The sequence below is a fragment of the Rufibacter ruber genome (assembly GCF_001647275.1).
In the GTDB taxonomy this organism is placed as follows: Bacteria; Bacteroidota; Bacteroidia; order Cytophagales; family Hymenobacteraceae; genus Nibribacter; species Nibribacter ruber_C.
In genome coordinates this window covers 1-18,609 of the sequence record NZ_LRMM01000082.1, presented here as the reverse complement: position 1 = coordinate 18,609, position 18,609 = coordinate 1, and the positions used below count along the sequence as shown (strand labels likewise).

At 50.8% G+C, this 18,609-nt stretch carries 17 protein-coding genes and 1 pseudogene; 4 read left to right on the top strand and 14 right to left on the bottom strand.

The features are described from left to right. Positions 1-146: 146 nt before the first annotated feature. The 4 genes from A8O25_RS20065 to A8O25_RS20050 all read right to left on the bottom strand — a co-directional run bounded on the left by A8O25_RS20065 (position 147) and on the right by A8O25_RS20050 (position 6,246). Positions 147-584: a putative signal transducing protein gene (locus A8O25_RS20065; RefSeq protein ID WP_066838954.1), complete on the bottom strand. Its 438-nt coding sequence runs from the start codon at positions 582-584 to the stop codon at positions 147-149. 262 nt (positions 585-846) lie between these two features. Continuing rightward, positions 847-2,934, bottom strand: a complete 2,088-nt coding sequence (locus A8O25_RS20060) for a vWA domain-containing protein (RefSeq protein ID WP_066838961.1) — start codon at positions 2,932-2,934, stop codon at positions 847-849. A 1,481-nt stretch (positions 2,935-4,415) separates the two neighbouring features. Continuing rightward, complete coding sequence (fabG, locus tag A8O25_RS20055; RefSeq protein ID WP_066838957.1) at positions 4,416-5,162, bottom strand: 3-oxoacyl-[acyl-carrier-protein] reductase; 747 nt, start codon at positions 5,160-5,162, stop codon at positions 4,416-4,418. A gap of 346 nt (positions 5,163-5,508) precedes the next feature. Then, entirely contained in the window at positions 5,509-6,246 is a 738-nt protein-coding gene (locus tag A8O25_RS20050; RefSeq protein ID WP_066838951.1) for a tetratricopeptide repeat protein, read from the bottom strand. Positions 6,247-6,371: 125 nt separating this feature from the next. On the opposite strand from A8O25_RS20050, the gene A8O25_RS20045 reads away from it, so the two are divergent. After that, positions 6,372-6,941 carry a SixA phosphatase family protein gene (locus tag A8O25_RS20045; protein WP_066838949.1) on the top strand — a complete coding sequence of 190 codons (570 nt, stop codon included), beginning with the start codon at positions 6,372-6,374 and terminating at the stop codon, positions 6,939-6,941. Positions 6,942-7,039: 98 nt separating this feature from the next. Here A8O25_RS20045 and A8O25_RS20040 read toward each other — a convergent pair whose 3' ends face one another. From A8O25_RS20040 to A8O25_RS20030, 3 genes are all read right to left on the bottom strand, one after another. Beyond that, positions 7,040-7,423 (bottom strand): glycosyltransferase, encoded by a 384-nt coding sequence (locus A8O25_RS20040; RefSeq protein ID WP_241499103.1) that lies wholly within the window; start codon positions 7,421-7,423, stop codon positions 7,040-7,042. After that, positions 7,360-8,259 carry a glycosyltransferase gene (locus A8O25_RS20035; protein ID WP_066838944.1) on the bottom strand — a complete coding sequence of 300 codons (900 nt, stop codon included), beginning with the start codon at positions 8,257-8,259 and terminating at the stop codon, positions 7,360-7,362. Before A8O25_RS20035 ends, A8O25_RS20040 begins: the two co-directional genes overlap by 64 nt. 97 nt (positions 8,260-8,356) lie before the next feature. After that, positions 8,357-9,547 (bottom strand): MFS transporter, encoded by a 1,191-nt coding sequence (locus tag A8O25_RS20030; protein WP_066838940.1) that lies wholly within the window; start codon positions 9,545-9,547, stop codon positions 8,357-8,359. 208 nt (positions 9,548-9,755) lie between these two features. On the opposite strand from A8O25_RS20030, the gene A8O25_RS20025 reads away from it, so the two are divergent. Beyond that, positions 9,756-10,475, top strand: a complete 720-nt coding sequence (locus A8O25_RS20025; protein ID WP_066838937.1) for a pirin family protein — start codon at positions 9,756-9,758, stop codon at positions 10,473-10,475. A gap of 776 nt (positions 10,476-11,251) precedes the next feature. Continuing rightward, entirely contained in the window at positions 11,252-12,145 is an 894-nt protein-coding gene (locus tag A8O25_RS20015; RefSeq protein WP_066838932.1) for an SDR family oxidoreductase, read from the top strand. A gap of 320 nt (positions 12,146-12,465) precedes the next feature. Here A8O25_RS20015 and A8O25_RS23955 read toward each other — a convergent pair whose 3' ends face one another. Together A8O25_RS23955 and A8O25_RS23950 are read right to left on the bottom strand one after the other, a co-directional pair. Continuing rightward, a complete protein-coding gene (locus A8O25_RS23955; RefSeq protein WP_241499104.1) occupies positions 12,466-12,906 on the bottom strand; it encodes a TQO small subunit DoxA domain-containing protein in 441 nt (146 codons plus the stop codon). Positions 12,907-12,999: 93 nt separating this feature from the next. Continuing rightward, a pseudogene (locus A8O25_RS23950) lies at positions 13,000-13,475 on the bottom strand (TQO small subunit DoxD); the annotation flags it as partial. Between the two features lie 690 nt (positions 13,476-14,165). Here A8O25_RS23950 and A8O25_RS23080 point away from each other — a divergent pair. Continuing rightward, a complete protein-coding gene (locus tag A8O25_RS23080) occupies positions 14,166-14,408 on the top strand; it encodes a hypothetical protein (RefSeq protein WP_153042848.1) in 243 nt (80 codons plus the stop codon). Positions 14,409-14,706: 298 nt separating this feature from the next. Here the strand turns inward: A8O25_RS23080 and A8O25_RS20005 are convergent, their stop codons facing one another. From A8O25_RS20005 to A8O25_RS19985, 5 genes are all read right to left on the bottom strand, one after another. Continuing rightward, a complete protein-coding gene (locus tag A8O25_RS20005; RefSeq protein ID WP_153042847.1) occupies positions 14,707-15,138 on the bottom strand; it encodes a hypothetical protein in 432 nt (143 codons plus the stop codon). 166 nt (positions 15,139-15,304) lie between these two features. Beyond that, entirely contained in the window at positions 15,305-15,721 is a 417-nt protein-coding gene (locus A8O25_RS20000) for a hypothetical protein (protein WP_066838925.1), read from the bottom strand. Between the two features lie 96 nt (positions 15,722-15,817). Beyond that, complete coding sequence (locus A8O25_RS19995; protein WP_066838921.1) at positions 15,818-16,093, bottom strand: hypothetical protein; 276 nt, start codon at positions 16,091-16,093, stop codon at positions 15,818-15,820. A 255-nt stretch (positions 16,094-16,348) separates the two neighbouring features. Beyond that, positions 16,349-17,872, bottom strand: a complete 1,524-nt coding sequence (locus tag A8O25_RS19990) for an ArnT family glycosyltransferase (protein ID WP_066838918.1) — start codon at positions 17,870-17,872, stop codon at positions 16,349-16,351. A gap of 94 nt (positions 17,873-17,966) precedes the next feature. Continuing rightward, positions 17,967-18,509 carry a hypothetical protein gene (locus A8O25_RS19985; protein ID WP_066838916.1) on the bottom strand — a complete coding sequence of 181 codons (543 nt, stop codon included), beginning with the start codon at positions 18,507-18,509 and terminating at the stop codon, positions 17,967-17,969. Positions 18,510-18,609: the final 100 nt, after the last annotated feature.

Here is an 18,609-nt window from a genome sequence, read left to right as displayed (position 1 = left end):
TGAGATTATCACCAAAGTTGACACAAAAAAGCACGCTGACCAGCTGCTGAAATAACCTATGGCTGCCGCTCCCGTGAGAAGGCAGCCATTCCTGTTTTGCTGTTTTCTCAAAAACAGCCCCAAAACAGAGAGGGGTGGGAAAGGGGTCAGCTGGCCGGAAACACCTTTCCGCAGTTCTCACACCGCAGCTTGTCTTTGGCCAGCAGCGGCAGGCTGAACGTGAGAAACGCCAGCACCATGCCAAAGAATGACTTCGCCTTCTGCTCTGAATCATAGGCGTAGGTGAGCGCAGTGGAGCCGCAGCGGGGGCAGACCACCGGCTCATCCTGCTCAGTGGTGTAGGGCAGCTCATTGACGCTGTTGAGAATGACCATGGCTTTTTCTGCATCGCTGGCCAGGGTTTTCAGCTTTATGCCCCCCACGGTTATGTTGAAAAGCGGGTTCATAGACACCACATTCTCATCAAAGAGAAAAGACAGAATGCCCTCGCTCTCCAGCTTGTTCTTGGCCAGGTGCGCGTCAATGGGGCTGGAGTAGGTGGTGACAGTGACCAACTTGTCTTTGATAGGGGCTGTTTCTGGCATTTGGATAAAAGTGGTGACGAGTATGTTTAAATTTGTCTTTACGCTGTCAACGGGTATCAAAAGAACCTGACTTTTCGGTTGCCTCGCACCATAGCGGGGCGTATGCTGCTCCATAAACGCTGCGTCAGAACCGTTCGCTCCCCGTTTTCGCCTGCAAAATCAAAATAAAACAAGCTTCTAAGAAGGCAACACAGTTTGACCGCCATAAATTCTGAAGTGCGTTTTGGGGGTGTTTTCTGAAAAACGGCTCCAAAACAGAAACCTATAAACTCCCAAAAAACCGGCGCAGCGCCCACTCACTGCAGGCCAGGCCTAGCAGGAGAAGATAAAACCACGGCTGTTCCAGCAGGTCCTTCTCTTCTTCATTGCTGCGGAGTAGAGTTTTGAAATCGGCTTTCAGGAGGTCCTGCTGCAGGCGGTCCAGCTGGGCGGGGTAGTAGAGGCTGGTCTCTGAGCGTTGGGCCAGCTGGCGCAGCAACTCATGATCTGCGGTGGCCTGGAGGGCTTCCAGGTTCTGCTCCTGCACCACAAATTCGCCGTTGTCTGTGTAGGTCTGGCCTTCTGCGTTGGTAGAGGCGCTGTAGCGGTACACCCCGGCGGGCAAAGACCCAAGGGGCAAGCCTTGGCCGCCCTGCTCGTGCCGGAAGCGGTGCTGGGTCTGTTTGCCGTCTTCGCGGGTGAGGGTCAGGGCAATGGTTTGTCCAAAGATCTCCTCCTGCACCGCATTGAAGACATCGGCCTGAAGGGCCACGGCCTCGGTGATGGAGAATTCATCTTTCACGGGGTACACGTGCAGGCGCTTCTGGTTTCTGCGGTTGGCCAGCAGCTGCACCACATGGGTCATGAGTTCGTCATAAATCTGGGCATTGTTGTGCTCTGCCGCCTCTGTTAAGCGCCACTGCCAGCTGCCGTCAGTGAGTAGTACGGCAGACGGCGCAGGCGCTGAGGCCTTGTACACCAGCAACGGTTTGGTGGTGCGCACGGTGCCTACCTGCTGGTGCAGAATAACCTCAGTGGCGCCGCCCAGGGTCCATTCTCCAAACGTGACGGGCACCGGTGGCCATGTTCTGATGCGGGGCTGGGCAATGGGCTCAGACGAAAATCTTCTAAAGCTGGGGTTAAGCAATGGCTGCACCTGGTCATACTGGCTGGAAGGGTTTCTGAGCACCACGCCCGCCTGCAGGTTGTTGAAAGCGGTAAAGTCGGTTTGGGAGCCCAGAATGTAGAAAGTAGGCACGTTGGCAGTCCGTAACCGCCGGAGCCAGTCGGTGCCCGTACCGCTGGCGTTGGGGATCTGGTGCAGCACGGCCGCGTCATAGGGCGCGCTGAACCTGGGGCTCTGGAACGGCCCCAGCACCACCTCTACGTTCAGCAGGGGATTGGTGAGCAGGGCGCTTCTGAGGGCTTTGATGTCTGGGTGTGGGGCGGCGGCGGCCAGCAAGATGTTGAGTTTGCCCTTCACCACTTCCAGATAGGCATGGCGTTGGTTGTTCAGCCTGGTAAATTCTTGCGCAAGCGGCTGCACCGTTACCTCATAATGCTTTTTGGCGGGCTGCGGAACCGACAGTTGAAAGGTGGTCTCCAGATTTCCGCTGCGCGGAAGGGTGAGGGTTTTGCGCTGTATAGTTTTGCCGCCTTCATTGAGGGAAACTGTGACCGGCGCGCCTGCAAACCCGTTGTGGCTGATTTTGGCAATCACCGGGAACGTGGTGCCAGAGTAATTGATCTTGTTGTACTGCAGCTCCTCTACCACAATGTCCCGCTTAGGAATGGTGTCACCCAGGGCCACAGGATAAACGGCGGCCCCGTACGTCTGGAAAGTGGGCGTTGGCCCCAGGTTATGAATACCATCAGACACCAGCACCAGCGCCGACAGGTTTTGGTCTGCAAAGTCGCGGGTACTTGTCTCCAGCAGCTGGTGCAGGTTGGTGGCCGGGGCGGTAAAGGCCAGGGCGGTCAACCGGCTCTCCGCCGAATCCTGTGCCTGCAGTGCTTTGATTTCTACGGTGAGCCCTTTCTCCCGGAGGTTCTCTGCCAGCTCCTCCAGTTGCTGTAAGCTCTGGTCCAGCTGCGGCTTAGGGGTGAACAGGCCCACTGACTGCGAATTGTCTACCGCCAGCACCACCGTGGGTTTGATTTCTTCCTGTTTTATATGGCGGGTGTACGGTTCCAGTAGCAGAAAGCACACCAGAAAAAACAGCAGCGCCCTGAGGGTAGCCAGAAGCCACCGCAGGCCTGTTGGCCACGGCCCGTGCTTGCGGTAGAGAAACCAGGCCAAGCCAATAGCGGCCGCGGCGCAGAGCAGCAGGTACCAGGGGGAGTAAACAGTATGTATTTGGAAAGATGGCACAGGCAATTTCTTAGGTCACGTTCTATGAACTAGCAAGATAGAACAAGTTCTACTAAAGGCATAAGACTTTTCCTTTGAACTGCCGGAAAGGGGAGGTTATTGCCTGTTGGGGCGTTTTAGGGCTGTTTTTCTGAAAACAGCCCTAAAACAGAAGTACAATTTAGGTTTGGGGTTTCTGTGGCGGTTGTTCCAGGTTTAGCATGTGCTTCTCAGAAGGGAATGCGTGGTCTGTAGTTCCCCTGGCTGTGCCGTTTGATGCGTTAGTTCACGGGCTGCATTGTTTCATCTTTTCCGGTAAGCGCTCACGGCCGCGGGGCCCCGTCCTGGGGGTGAGCACTGCTGTTAAAACTACGCCTTTGGCGTTGCCTAACGGCAGCGTATTAACAGAGGCGCTCACCGCCAGGACTGGTTTCTGTTCCCCTCCTGTCACTGCGGTGCAGTTATTTCTGCCTTAGCAGGTAACGGTTGCTGTTCCGCTAGCCTGTGGTAAGCCCGTGCTGCGCACATCAGCCAAGGGCAGAAGTGCTAATTAACAGAGGTACCACTAGCAGAAGTATTGATTTTTAATAGTTGTTTGTTGGTTTACTTCTTGCTGCTGGTTTGTCACTTTCTCTGGTTCAAGTTTCCAACTTGGACCTATAATGGCGGAAGCTTTCAGCTTCCATGGGGCGGCAGCCTCACACTGCTTCTGCCCTCTATAGCTCCTCTATGGGGCGGAAGTTTCTTCCGTGCCTTCTAACGCTACCAGATACTCCCCCTTTGAAGGGGGCAAGGGGGATGTTTACACAGGAGGACACGCATTGCTGATCAACCTCTTCTCGCCGCAGCTAGTTGCATTCTGCCCAGCATGGCGCTCTTCCGGATTTGCAATCCGGAAGCTGGTACACGGGGATTTGCAGTCCCCGCGGCGGCATGTTTGATCTGCAGGGGCCGCGGATTGCAAATCCGCAGGTACTGTGTCCGGGATGGCAAATCCCGGACAGCCGAGATTTCAGAGGCAGGGGCGTATCGCATAAGGCTTACTCATTCCAGATCACTCCCCTCCCAGGAGGGGTTGGGGTGGGTTTTACGCATGCTGAACGGCTCCCGGTGAGTCTCCATGCGCGCCTCATCCCCGGGCACGAACTCCCGCGCAGTTCCATCTTCCAACCATCAGCAATAAACCATCAGCAATTCGACAGACCTGCGGGCGTTGCGCCAACTGCCCTGAGAAATTCATCCTGCCCTGTGGTGATCAGGGAAACGGGTACCTGAGAAGCCGGGAGGAGGAATGGTGCTGTCCTCAAAAGCGACGGAAACCTGGAAAGGGTAATTCTAGTTTGGCCTCACCGGTTTCTACAAGTGAGGATGTTTCTGCTTTCGGGGTGTTTTCTGAAAAACAGCCCGAAAACAGAAAGGCGGTACGTAGAAAAAAGAAAAGCCGCAGCAGAGCTTTCCTCTCAACTACGGCTTTCCAACAATTACTAATTCCTAATACTCAATTACGTCAACATTCCGCCGTCTACCTGTAACGTTTGGCCGGTAATGTAGGCAGAAAGGTCTGAGGCCAGGAAAACGGCGGCGTTGGCCACGTCTTCCGGGGAACCTCCTCGCTTGAGCGGGATGGCTTTGCGCCATTCGGCTACCACGTTGGCGTCCAGTTCGTCGGTCATGTCGGTTTCAATGAAGCCCGGGGCAATGGCGTTGCTCCGGATGTTTCTGGAACCCAACTCCAGCGCCACTGATTTGGTAAAGCCAATAATACCCGCTTTGGAGGCGGCGTAGTTGGCCTGGCCTGCGTTGCCTTTGATGCCCACCACAGAGGTCATGTTGATGATAGAACCGCTTTTGGCGCGCATCATGTGCTTGGTGGCAGACTTGGTGAGGTTGAACACAGATTTGAGGTTGGTGTTAATCACGGCGTCCCACTGCTCCTCGCTCATGCGCATCAAAAGCCCGTCTTTGGTGATGCCGGCGTTGTTTACCAGCACGTCCAGTTTCCCGAAGTCTTTCACCACATTCTCAATTAATTGTTCGGCCTGGGCAAAGTCTGAGGCGTCTGAGCGGTAGCCTTTGGCCTGAATGCCGTACTCGGCCAGTTCCTGCTCCAGTTGCTGGCCCTTCTCTACGCTGGAGAGATAGGTGAAAGCCACGTTGGCGCCTTGTTCGGCATATTTCTTGGCAATGGCCCGGCCAATTCCTTTAGAGGCGCCGGTCACTAGGGCAATTTTTCCTTCCAGTAATTTCATCATGCTTGCGTATAGGGCTGCGCCTTTTTTAAAGCGGCCAGCCATGTATTCAGGCTCAAAGATAATAAATGGCTTCGGTCGCCAAAGAACCGGCGGCAGGATTTCAGGTGAAAAGCCGTTTTCGGTCTGTTTTTTAGCAATACTTCGGACAATTCTAAAAGGCAAAAAGAGGCTCTAGAGGCTATAAAAGGGGTTTAAGTAATTAAATGGCAGTTAGGTATTTCCCAAAAGGGAGAAAAACCATTGGATGCTAAACCTGTACATGCCCTCAAACGCTACAAACGCACTTTTTCTACTCATCTAAACTGTCCGAAGTATTGCCAGAAAACAGCCCGAAAACAGGAAGTTACCGGCAGTAGCGTTTAATCAGGGCATTGGCCTGGGCAGTGCCCAGCTCCAGGGCTTTCTGCCAGTCTGCGCAGGCGCTCTTGCGTTTTTTCTGGTTGTGGAAGAGTACGCCCCGGTTGTAGTAGGCGGCGGCCAAAGTGGTATCCAGGGAGATGGCTTTGTCATAATCTTCCATGGCCGGTCTGTATTGTCTTTCGCGCATGCGCAGGTTGGCGCGGTTAAGGTAGGCCAGGGCGTAGTCATTCTGCAGGGCGATGGCCTGGCTGAAATCCTGGGCAGCGCCTTTCATGTCTTTGAGCCGCATCTTGTTCAGCCCGCGGTTGTTGAACGCCTTGGCGTAGCTGGGCTGGAACCTGATGGCCTGGTTGTAGTCAGCAATGGAGGCTTGGTACTGCTGGCGGTTCTGCTTGATGTCACCCCTGAATTTATAGGATTCAGCATCACTGGAGTCTAACCCTATGGCCTGGGTGAAGTCAGTGAAGGCGCCGTCAAAGTCATCCATCTCATATTTGGCCACGCCGCGCAGGCGGTACAGGGTGCCGTCATTGGGGCGCTTGGCAATGGCGGCGTCATACTCGCGCACGGCGCCGGTGTAATCGTTTTTGCTGGCGCGCTCCAGGCCTTCGCGGTAGTGGGTTTTGGCCGACTTGCAGGCGCCTGCGCCCCAGAGCAGGGCCAGCACCAGGTAGAGCGTAAGGGAGCGGAGCTGAGTGAAAGGAGAGTGTAAACGCATCATGTAACGGTAATTGGTGCTAATACTGCATTTCCTGTAATATAGTTGTAAGGCCATATACTTACCGCCGCAGAATTAGCTTTAATTCTGGGGAAAGGTAGTATCTTGAGACGTCAATCTAACCCACTATGAAACTGTTCAAGTCTATCTATGTAGCCGGTGCGCTGGTGTTGGCGTTTGCGCTGTTTTCGGCGTGTGCCGCCGGGTCAGGAACTGGCCTGGGAGCCAATGAAACTATTGTGTACATTGTTCGGCATGCCGAAAAGGGGCCTTCCTCTGGGGCCATGACCGACGACCCTGATCTCTCTGACGCCGGTCACCGGCGGGCCCAGGCGCTCCGGGACCAACTGGCCCAAGAACCAATCAGCGCCCTGCTAGCCACCAAATACAAGCGCACCCAGCAAACCCTGCAACCTTTGGCGCAGGCCAAAAAACTCACCGTGCAGCTCTACAACCCCACTGACTACCAGGGGCTGGCGCAGAACATTAAAACCGGTTACCGTGGTAAAACCCTGGTGGTGGCCGGGCACTCCAACACAGTGCTTCACGTAGTAGAGGCGTTGGGCGGAAAGAAACCTTTCGCTGAGGTAGCAGATCACCAGTACGACTACCTGTTCAAGGTGACGCTCCGCGAAGGCCGAGAGCCGCAGGTGGAAGTGAAGAAGTACGGCCAGCCCTCTGTGGACCCAGCTAAATAACGTTAACCGACGCACGTCTCTAGAACCCTATCTGGTAAGCCCTCGCGTTGAGGGGCTCTTTTCCCAATAAGAGTTCCTAAACGCGAGGGCTTTGTTTTTCAACGAGCTGGAAAGTTCTTGATAGCCTCCTGGTACAGCTGGAAATACCGTTCATGGGTCTTAGACAGCGCGAAAGTATCTTGGGCGTACACGGCGGCCCGGGCTCCCAATGCTCTGCTCTGGGGCAGATGGGCTAAGGCAACTGAGACTTTGTGCAGCAGATCTTCTGGGTTCTCAGAGTCAAACAGCATGCCTACCTGCGGGTTCACCACTTCGGGCAGGGCGGTAGCCGTAGACGTAATCACACACACGCCGCAGGCCATGGCTTCAAGGGGAACCAGGCCAAATGTTTCGGCTTTGGAGGGGAACACCAGCAGGTCTACCTGGTTGTACAGGTCACGAAGTGCTTCCCGCCCGCGGATGAAAGGCCTATGAAAAACCACGCTGGGGTGCTCCAGCGGCTGCCCAACCACGTACAGCTCAATACCTGCCGGGAGCGCAGCAAAATTACACGGAACAAATGCGAGGCCTTGCTTTCGCCGGAGGCGTTGAAAAACAAAAGGCGGGGCTTAGGCCAGGTACGCAGTTGCTGATTATAGAAAACAGCGGTATCAACGCCGTTATAGATGGTTCTGACCTGCAAGCTGGGATCAAAGACATAGGCCTGTTTGAACGCCTCTTCCAGCCAATAACTCACGGGCACAAAGGTGAGGCGGTGGGCCAGTTGCCGGTACAGTTTCTTCTTGCGCTCCAGGTGCTGCTGCCTTAGATCTAGCAGCGGGTCTTGCAGGGGCGCCAGGTACCGGATGGGCGTTTTGCCAATGCCTTGCTGGTAGTTCAGGTTGCCGTAGGTGTAAAATTCACCGCCGGTCATGGGCCACATGTCATGCAGGGTCCAGACCACCGGTTTCTCCCGCGCAATCTGGGCCAGCGCCGACAGATCAAAGTAGTTGCCGTGCAGGTTGTGCAGGTGAATGAGGTCGGCCTGCTGGTACGCCTGCGTTTGCTGTAGCCGGGAGTAGGTGAAATTCCCCTGCTCGGCCAAGGAAAACAGAATCTTGAACTGGTTGTTGAACCCCAGCTTGCGCACCACCCGGTCCAGAAAATCATACACCCTGGAAGAGACGTGCGCCGGTATAGCCTGAATTCTGGAGTCTGCCGAGGCGTGGGATTTCACCAGCAGCTTTGACGAAACCCATAGGTTGTTCAGCAGGTCACAGGCCACCTGTTCGGCCCCGCCGGCCTGGGCGTAGGAGTTGATGTGTAAGATGTTGAGCATGGGGGATGAGGGGGCAGCCATATTCGGCTTTCTGACATTCTTCTGTTTTGGGGCCGTTTTCCCAAAAATAGCCCCAAAACAGAACTTCGCCAACAGGTTAGGCCTTCTTGGCAGGCTTCAGGAGGAGCAGGTGCACCAGCAATGCCAGGCCAGAGAAAACCAGGCCAACACCCACCACGCCGTTCCATTTCCAGAGGTGCCAGGCGTGGCTGGCGATGAACGTGCCCGAGGCACCGCCCATAAAATACGTCACCATGTAGATAGTATTGAGGCGGTTACGAGCCTCAGGGAGGATGGAGAAGATAAAAGTCTGGTTGGAGATGTGGGTGGCTTGCACGCCCAAATCCAATAAGATCACCCCAATCACCAGCCCCACCAGACTGCTGCTGGACAACCCGAAAACCACATACGACAACACAATCAACACAATGCTGACCGTGGTAATGGTGAAGGCGTTTCCCTTGTCACTGAGGCGGCCCATCCAGGAGGCGGCCAACGCCCCCGCGGCGCCAATCAGGCCAAACAACCCCGCCGAGGCACTGCCCAGGTTAAACGGAGGCTCTTCCAGCAGAAAAACCAGCGTAGTCCAGAAAGCCCCGAAGGTGGCATAGCACAAGGCGCCCCGCAAAGACACCAGCCGCAGCATGGGCTGTTCCTTGACCAGGTGCACCAGCGACTTCATCAGGTTCTTGTAGTTGCCCTTGAAACTGGGGTGAACCTCTGGGAGCAGAAAGTACAGGGAGCCCCACAGAACCACCATCATACCGGCTGCTATAAAGAACATGGCCCGCCAGCCCAGTTGCGCCCCCACAAACCCGCTCACAGTGCGGGACAGCAGAATCCCGATCAGCAGGCCGCTCATCACAAAGCCCACGGTGCGGCCCCGGGATTCGGGTTTGGCCAGATGGGCCGCCATGGGGATCAGCAACTGCGGCACCACAGACGTAGCCCCAATAAGAAAGCTGGCCACCATCAAAGATTCAATGTTCACCGCAAAACCCGCCAGCAGCAGCGAGATGATAATGGCCGCAAAGTCTACCATGATCAGCCGTTTGCGGCGCAGCATATCGCCCAGCGGAATAATAAAGAGCATGCCCACGGCATACCCAATCTGGGTGAGCATGGCCAGACTGCCTGCTGCCGCCTCAGTGACGCCATAGGTGGTGGCTATCCGGCCCAGCAGCGGCTGGTTGTAATAGAGGTTGGCGACCACCATGCCCGTGGCAATAGTCATGACCCACAGATGGAGTTTGGTAAACGCGGGGGCAGTAGGAGATGCGGTATTCATTGAGTAAAAGAATCAAACGAAAGTAATTGCGAAAGCCTGCTTGTTCCGTTTAAATGGGAAGGACATAAACTTTCAGACCGCGAGTATACGCATGTTGCCCCGCATTTGGCTGGTTTATACCCAAACCTTATTTTTTTTAAGTGGCTAGATTTGGAAAAATGGAACTATGTATATACATTTGTTGTATATACAATTAAATGATAAGACGATGAAAAAGACCTTATATACCGCAGATTCCCGGGGCTACGCCAACCACGGCTGGTTGAAGAGCTACCATACCTTCAGCTTCGCGAATTACTACAACCCGGAGCGCATTCATTTTGGCGCGCTGCGCGTGATCAATGATGACAGCGTTGCGGGCGGGCAGGGGTTTGGGGCGCACCCGCACGATAACATGGAGATCATTTCTATACCGTTATCTGGCAGTCTGGCGCACAAAGACAGCACGGGCAATGAGGAGGTGATTCAGACCAATGACGTGCAGATCATGTCGGCGGGCACGGGCTTGCGCCACTCTGAGTACAACGGCTCTAAAACCGAGGCGGTGAATTTTCTGCAGATCTGGGTTTTCCCCAAAGAAAGGAACATTCAGCCCCGCTACGAGCAGAAAACCTTTGACCCCGCCCAGCGCGTGAATCAATGGCAGACGGTGGTGTCACCAGACAAGGACAGCGGCGGCGTCTGGATCAACCAGGATGCGTTTTTCTCTCTGGCCACGCTGGAAAGCGGCAGGAGTCTGAACTACACTAGAAAGCTGGAAGGCAACGGGCTCTACCTGTTTGTACTGGAGGGCGAAGTAAAAGCTGCCCAGGAAGTATTGAAACGCCGTGATGCCGTAGGGCTCTCTGAACTGGGCGAACTGACCATTGAAGCCACCGCAGATGCGCAGCTGCTCTTGATGGAAGTACCTATGGAGCTGCCGAGCTAAGCACTTCATTTCATTAGAGGCTAAAACCCGTTTTCGGGCTGTTTTAACCAAAACAGCGAAAACGGGTTTTCTATTTCAAAACTTCCTCAGGGTTTCCAACAGATTTTTATACCGCGGTAATCAGGAAAAATGGCCGTTGGCGTAGAGGTTTGCAGGGGCTGCGGCGCTGGTAGCAGGTTTGATCATCACCTAACCAAATACCGTATGAAAACTTACCTACCCGCCCACCTCACCAGAGCCCTGCTGTTGGGCTTCACCGCCTTCGCCGGGGCTGGATTTAGGAAGACGTTCGGTGCGCAGCCCGGTACACGCTAAAGATGAACTTCTGTTCTGACGCGGTCATAAGGTAGGTATCCTTCACATTGCAGGACAACAGCTCACAACGTACCACTTTCAAGGGGTAGTGCCGGAAACAAAATCGGCCAGGGCCGAAGCATTGAGCGTGGAGTGGGAGGTAGGGGAGATCTGGGGGCATTCAAGACAGCGGGGCAGTAGAAAAGGAGTGAGCAGGAGGCAGAAGCATTCAAAGATACCGAAAGATGCACACCAGGCGGGGAGCCTTTCTTGATGTCTCTGGCGCAAGTGTTGGTATGTCTTTGCATTGTAGAGTTTCTGTTTTGGGGCTGTTTTCTGAAAAGTAGCTCCAAAACGTAACTGCCTACCTCCGCTTGCGCTCGGTGGAGGTACAAAGGGAAGTACTGACAACCCATGGTGAACCCTTCTCATGGCCACTCGTTTTTAAAGGGAAACATATCCTCAACTTTAAACTGAGAACCATGAGCACAAATCAGGAGAATAATCTGCAGGACCCCACCCAACAGTATGAAAAGCCGCCCTTTAAAGAGCCCAAGCAAAGTGAGCCCGGCGAGGAATCAGAAATGAAGCTGAAGCCTGACCACGGCGAAGAAACCTACAAAGGCAGCGGCAAACTGGAAGGCTGCAAAGCCATTATCACCGGCGGCGACTCCGGAATTGGCAAAGCGGTGGCCATTGCCTTCGCCCGCGAGGGCGCCGATGTGCTGATCTCTTACCTGAACGAGGAGGAAGACGCCCAGGACACTGCCCGGTGGATTGAGAAAGCCGGCCGCAAAGCCGTGCTGGTGCCTGGCGACATCAGTGAAGAGGCGCATTGCCAGAAAATAGTGGAGCGGGCCGTGGCCGAGTTCGGGCAGATTGACATTCTGGTGAACAACGCCGCCTTCCAGATGGCGCGCAAGTCGTTGCAGGAGATTCCCAGCGAGGAGTTTGACAAGACCTTCAAGACCAACATCTACGCCATGTTCTACCTCTGCAAAGCCGCCGAGCCGCACATGAAGCCGGGCAGTACCATTGTGAACACCACCTCGGTGAACGCCTACAAACCCACGCCTACGCTCCTGGCCTACGCCGCTACCAAAGGCGCCATTCAGAACTTCACCGCCAACCTGGGCCAGCTGCTGGCCGAGAAAGGCATACGCGCCAACTGCGTGGCCCCCGGCCCCATCTGGACGCCCCTCATCCCGGCCACCATGCCCGCCGAGGAGGTGAAGTCCTTCGGGAAAGACACCCCGCTGCAACGCCCCGGCCAACCCGCCGAGCTGGCACCCATCTACGTGCTGCTGGCCTCCCAAGACTCCAGCTACATGACCGGCTCCACGGTGCAAGTCACCGGCGGGACACCCACTATTTAGTCCTGAGTTCAGAGTCCTGAGTTCTAGTCAGATTTCCGTTTTGCTGTTTTCACGAAAACAGGCCAAAAACGGAATTGGGTATTGTCTGAATGACAGTTTTACACCTCAACAAAGAGGGTGGAGGAATGAAATTGTTTTCTTCGGCGGTAGCCAAGTTTAAAAGAAACACCAATGAGCCAAGGTTTCACTGACACGCATGCATTGAACAGCTGCGGGTTTAAAGAGACCTAATTGGCTTCTATGCCTATTGATTGGAACACGGGCTTTCCTGACGCTTGTGCTTCTTTGCCGCCTTGGTTGTAGCAGAAGATGGGGTAGGGTTACTTGATAGGGGCGGTCCATTCTATTCCACTGATGTCAATGAGTTTTAAAGAATAGTTTTCTTTAATGGGTACCCCTCTCAGATCTAGGGCAATGTCTGCTTTTGCGCCCAGAGGAATGATTAAACTGTGCTGGCCCGGCTTGATTTTAGTCACGTAATGATTGTGTATTCTGTGGGTTGGAAATTCAGCCAGTTCTTTCTGGGTGATGGATTTGATGACTTTGTTATTTTCATCTAACACCTCAATGCCAATCAGAAAAGAGCCATACACATCTGCCCCTTCTACTCTGAACAACTGAAACGTAAGGTGCGAACCGTGCTGCTCAATATGGGAGATCTCAACTTTAGGTTTGACAGACTTGTTATGAAGGGTGCCCAACACGCCGCCGTGAAAATATTGGTTGGTAAACAAGGTGAGCCCCAAGATACCACAAGGCATTACCAACACGGTGAAGGGCAGGTTTTTCACCGGCAAATGGCCTGAACCTAACCAGGTAAACCATCTTGTACGGGTAAAAGCATACGGCCGGGTCATAAGGAAGTGATCCAGTGAATAGGCGCCGCTGCCCGTTAAAAACAATACAAACCCGCTTGATACGCCCAGAACGCCAATCTGCCATTCGTCCAGGCAAGTGGTGCCCAGCCAACCCGATCCCAACAAAATCCCCAGAGCCAGAAAAAAGACCCCTACACTCATAAGTCTTGTGCCTAGCCCTAGAATGAGGAGCAAGCCTACCACCGCCTCTACAAGGGTAAAGGAAACCATGGCCACCTGCAGAGTGTCAGGGTTAGAAACCAAATATTCTATAAGGGTTTTATGCCTAAAGCATTGGGGAGGAAGTGATTGAATTTTTCGCCTATGTAACCGGCCTCTTCCGGGATAAGCTTATTCTCTAAGATGAGGCGTCTCCAAAACGCCGAAAAGTAGGTCCAACCAATTACCCATCGCAGGGATAGGGTTAAGAGCCCGGCCGTGGGGTAGGCCGTGCTGTCATGCTGTAAGTTCATTGACTCTTTCTATTTTATAAAACGTGAAAAAAATGTACCCGTGTGATAAGATCAGGCTACATCTAGTTTCAGGCGTTTATATAAAATATACTTGGGTGGGCTATTACCAGAGTAGTCTGGTGAACAGCGGTGGTTGGTCTTTGCAGAGCGCGTAAGAAAAATCCGGGCACAAGAGAAACAGATAGGTTCTGCCTGCTTGAGAATTTTAGATTGCCTTACAGCTGAAAGGAGTGGGTCAGTGCTTTGGGTATACTGGCATGAATTGAATGGGGCGGTGGTCTTGGAGCCATTAAGGGCTTTGACGTAGTCCACGTTGACCGTTCCCAACAATGCCTCTTTGACTCCGCAGGGCATTAACCCCAACAGCACAAGACACACCAGTAAAAGGTGTCTTATCTTGTAGATATGGCTTGTTTGTAAGGGCATTGCTCCAACTATATAACCTATAGTTTCTACAACGGTAAAGTAGTAGGGTTATTTTAAGCCAGCGGTACGGCTAAATGAGAGAGTGGAGTTCTTCTTGTGACGTACGCGGCAGGAGGCTGCTCTTTGGGCATGTCAGGTGTTTAGCTGCTTGCTGCAAGCAGTTACAGGGGAGCCGTCATTTACCTAACCGCCGTGAAAGTATTGATCATATGGTCGTGCTGTTAAAATATATGGAAGCAAGGTGCTTCAATGAAATGTTAGAGCATGTTTAAATTTGCCTTTTGCGCTGCAAACGGGTATCAAAAGAACCTGACTTTGCCTTTTTCCCGCACCATAGCGGGGCGTATGCTGCTCAAAAAACGCTTCGCCAGAACCTTTCGCTCCCCGTTTTCGCTTGCAAAATCAAAATGTAAACAAGCTCTTAGGCGGATTTATCAATTTGGGAAAATTTCGGCCAAAGGTTGTTCCGCCCAAGTTCTTTATTTAGTAGGCTTTTATTTCTGTTAGGCCCGTGGTTGGCTAAATGGTTTGCACGTTTTTACCAAAGTAGACTTTATAAATGGGGCTGTAGATTCTTCTCCTGCACGTAAATTTAACCAAAGCAGAGTCCGGTTGATTCTCCTGAAGGTAAACTGGCCCTATATTCTCATATAGCCTTTTATCATCTGGCGTGGTTGTGCGCGGTTAAGCCATGGTCTTGCCTTCCTAGAGCTTTGTACTGGGTGTAAGAAACCATTCTCCTCTATGATCAGCAAATGCTGCTTCTGCAATGAGCACATGTTCTATAGCTAAAGAAATAAACTGTTTAATGCTCAGCCTCTGAAAGTTGCCAGGCTAAAAATAAAATTAGGAGCGCCGCAAACGCGGTGGTTGGTTGCATCCAGGAAACATAGCCTATGATGGCAATTTGCACGGTAAGCCAAAGAAGAGTGATGGTGCCGCAAATAAAGGAGGCCTTCCGGGCCATGCGATGCCCCCGAAAGACTGCAATAGCGGCGATGAGAGCAGAACCGCCCACAATGATGAAAAGAATTAGGCTGGGAACAAAGTAGTTGGGGAAGGGGCTCCCTTTTAACCACTCCGTAGGAACGTTCTCTGCCCCCGCCATGCCGTAATACCCCCCGCCAAAGGCATTCAACGCAAGCAGGGCAAGCAGAAAACCTAAGGTGTAGCGGATAAGCTTTTCAATGTGTTGCTGACTCTTTTTTTGCATACTTTTTTCTTGATTTAAATACATGCCAACGCTATTGCGCATGAGACGGCGAGGCCGTTGGCTGGAGTATGATATTTATACATTGTTGGAAATTGAGCTTATTTTCTTTTGTTCCTTGCCGAAATTTTTGGCACTCCGTCTCCAGGTCTAATTTCGGAAACAATGGTTGCTTGCGGAAAATACTTTTTTATTAGATGTCTAACTGGTATTCTTGTTTCCTTACTTTCTGTGTGATTTTTTTTTCAAGTATTTCTTCTGCCATTGATTCTCCTTCTGGCATTTGAATCAAAGAGCTTGTATGAAAGGGTGCCTTGTCCCAATCAATAATCCTATACATCAAGCGATTCAATTGCTCAAGGTGTTCATCATCTCCTAAAATAGACATTCCCGCTCCAAAAGGGTTTGCCAAAAGTACCTTGTCAGGTGCTTCTTTAATTAATCTAAAATTGAGAATATCTTCTACTGAGAGTGGAATATGAAAGTCGTAAAATTTTAAAAGCACAAAGCCATCAACAACCATTTGAAGATGAAAATGAGGGGTGTTGGCATTTTTTTGAATTATCATGACCTTGTCTATCAGTTTTCCTGATATTAACTGACCATTCACTATTTTTATATCTTACTGTATATTCAGTGATTTTGCTGGATTCATTTCCTCCTTTAAATCATTGATATTCTTAAATGGTGTTTCAAGGTTAGCAATCTATTGGATGTAACTATTAAAGCGGAAGAACCCTATTGGGTAAGGCAAATATTTCTTAAAATGCTTTTTCTTGATTCCTTTTGGTCTTAAAAACCAATGGTAGCAAGGAGCATTCAATTTAAAAGAGTCAATGGGCTGGCTGTCAAGGGAATATATCCCTTTTGTATATGCAGCTTTAAACTCTTCATAAACTCTTTGATTTTCCTCTAGCTGTTTATTATTCCTTTCTTCAATTTCTTCTGGAGTAAGGCTGTTGATAAAATCTTTTATATCCATGTTTTTACATTACAGCAGCGGTTGGGTTAAAGAGCGTTTTAATGCTTTTTAGGTGTTGTGGGTGGCAGTGATTTTATTGTTTGCAGTACCTGATGCTACATCAAAAGCTTTACATTTTCTAAAGAAGACTTTTGGATATTAGTTGAGGGCTGCGTGTATGTGTAAAAAAAGCCCCTGTTGCCAGTTACACCTATATGGCTCAAGGCACTAACATGCAATTTGCCCTTTTCATTTGCTAAAGTCATCTACGTGCAGTCAGCGATAGTTTTTTGTTTCATTAACCTCTTCTTGTATTCTTTTATTGATGTCCACTTTAGCATCTAAAAAAGTGTAAATGATGGTTCGGTATTCCCGCGCAAATGGATTTGTAATGGAGTCTGATACAAGTGAAGTATGAAAATACGGACTGGTTTCTTCTAATTCACTGTCGTGGCCCGGATAGCTTTTAACCCGTATGAGGTGGTCATACGGGTGGTCAAGTTTAAACCAGTTGACATAGTCTGCGTTGAAAGAGACCGCCCTGATTTTATTCTTGGTGTAGTAATTGATGGCTCCCGCCTGGCCGTAGTTGTCGCAGAGCACCAAGGTCTTATCTGGTTCAGGAAGATTCGAATATATGCCATCCACTTTGTGGGCCAGCTCTTTCCAGCCTAGCATATCGGCAAAGTCTTGTGGCAATGCATGGTCTTTGCCGTCTTCCCACCTAAGCATTCCCAGATCCCTGTACTGCTCTGCATGTTGCAGAATGTATTCAGGGCTTTTATTGGGGAAGGCAATATTATACATCGGAATAAAAAAAAGGACCGGAATGGCAATGGCAACGGCTTGCCAATACCTTTTCCGGCCGGTCTTCAGCATGTCGGCAATAAAAACAGCCCCGAAAGCTACATAAATGGGGTACAGCCCGATGGCGTAATAATCCTTCGCCTTGAAATAGATAAAAACAGCAAGCGTAAAAATAATTGCCCAGAAAAAGGCTTTATACGTATGAAAGGGTCTGTAAAACAATAAGGTATACAGGGCTGAAAAAATGACAAAAAGTGAACCGGCATAAAAAAGGAGCTGCGATTTCAGAAACCCCCACGCGTTCACATGAACCAGCTGGGTCTCAGCCAATTCATTCAGATGATGTATCACCGGAAACTGGTTCTGGTATTGCCATAAAAGGTTTGGCAGGATAAGCAGCAGCCCTGATAGCATGGCCAGGTATAGGTGCTTCCTAATCAGTACTGCACGTTGTTCGGTCATCAAAATGGCCGGTAAAAGACCAATGAGCAGGAAAACGATGTTGTACTTATTCAAAAAACCTATGGCAAATATTATGGCGCCAACATACAGCCACTTCGGCTTTTGGGTATTTAGGTACTTTATGACAATGAAGTAAAGGGAGGTCCAGCATAAAGCGTCCAAGGAGTTGGGTTGATAAAGCGTATTGAGTCTCAGAAGAGCAGAAAATAAAACACCAGTAGCCCCTAAAATCAAGGCAACTAAATTACCGTTTAGTTCTTCTATCGCTTTCCAAACAACAACAATGGTTAAGGCGCCGAAAAGGGCAGGAAAAAACTTAACCCAAAACAGACCGTTACCCAGGAGCTTGATGAGGAAGGAGATCCAGGCTGTCATGGGAGGTATGGACACATAGCCCCACGCCAGATGGTTTGCTTGGTCCAGGTGGAGGTATTCATCTCGCTGCAAATCATACTCAGGGCTTATCAGGATGAACTGTAAAAGAAATTTCAAAATGACAAATCCTGTTAAGACAATTGCTTTTCTTGCCATCAAATGCTGAGTTTAAAATTACAGGCAACGGCCTCGTGCATGAGGCGTGCAAGGCCGTCGGCCGATGCTGGCGTTTATACAATGTTGAGCAATGTTATTTTTTGTCCAACCAGTGCCTATTACCGCCATTGGGGAAGTAAAACTCCACGAGCAAGTTATTTTCTTTCTCTTCTAAAATCTTTACTCTCTTAACATTTTCTAAATCATCTAGGTCATCTACAAGGTCAAATCCGCTCATCTCACCTAAAACAACTCCGTAGAGCCCATACTTTCTAATGAGTTCTACATTAGGGCGTCCCATTATACTTTTTCCAGTTACCTGCACTCTTAAATTGTCGTTGAAGTCATTTCCATACGTTCTGTCTAACCCGAATCCAGTAAATATTATCGCTGTGAAAGGGATAAACATTGGTAGCATGCTTAATCCTAAAAGAGCCGTTAAAGTCCAGACGTAAAATTTGACTCCCTTTTTACTCCAGTATTTTATAAGTATGTAAACTGTATAAACTAGCCATATCCAGAAAAGTATCCTGTCAGCCCAATATCCTTGGAGGCTTATCCCTTTTATAATGTCGAGTGTAAGATTAATTATTAAAGCTGCTGAAAGAATTATGTAGATTAAGTAGATTCTTTTCATTGAAGCTGTTTAGAGTTTTTGATTTTGGTTGAATTTTCGGATAAACAAGGCTGTAAAGGCTAGCAGATGCAGGGCAAGCCAGTGCTGCGCCCTGGTTTCA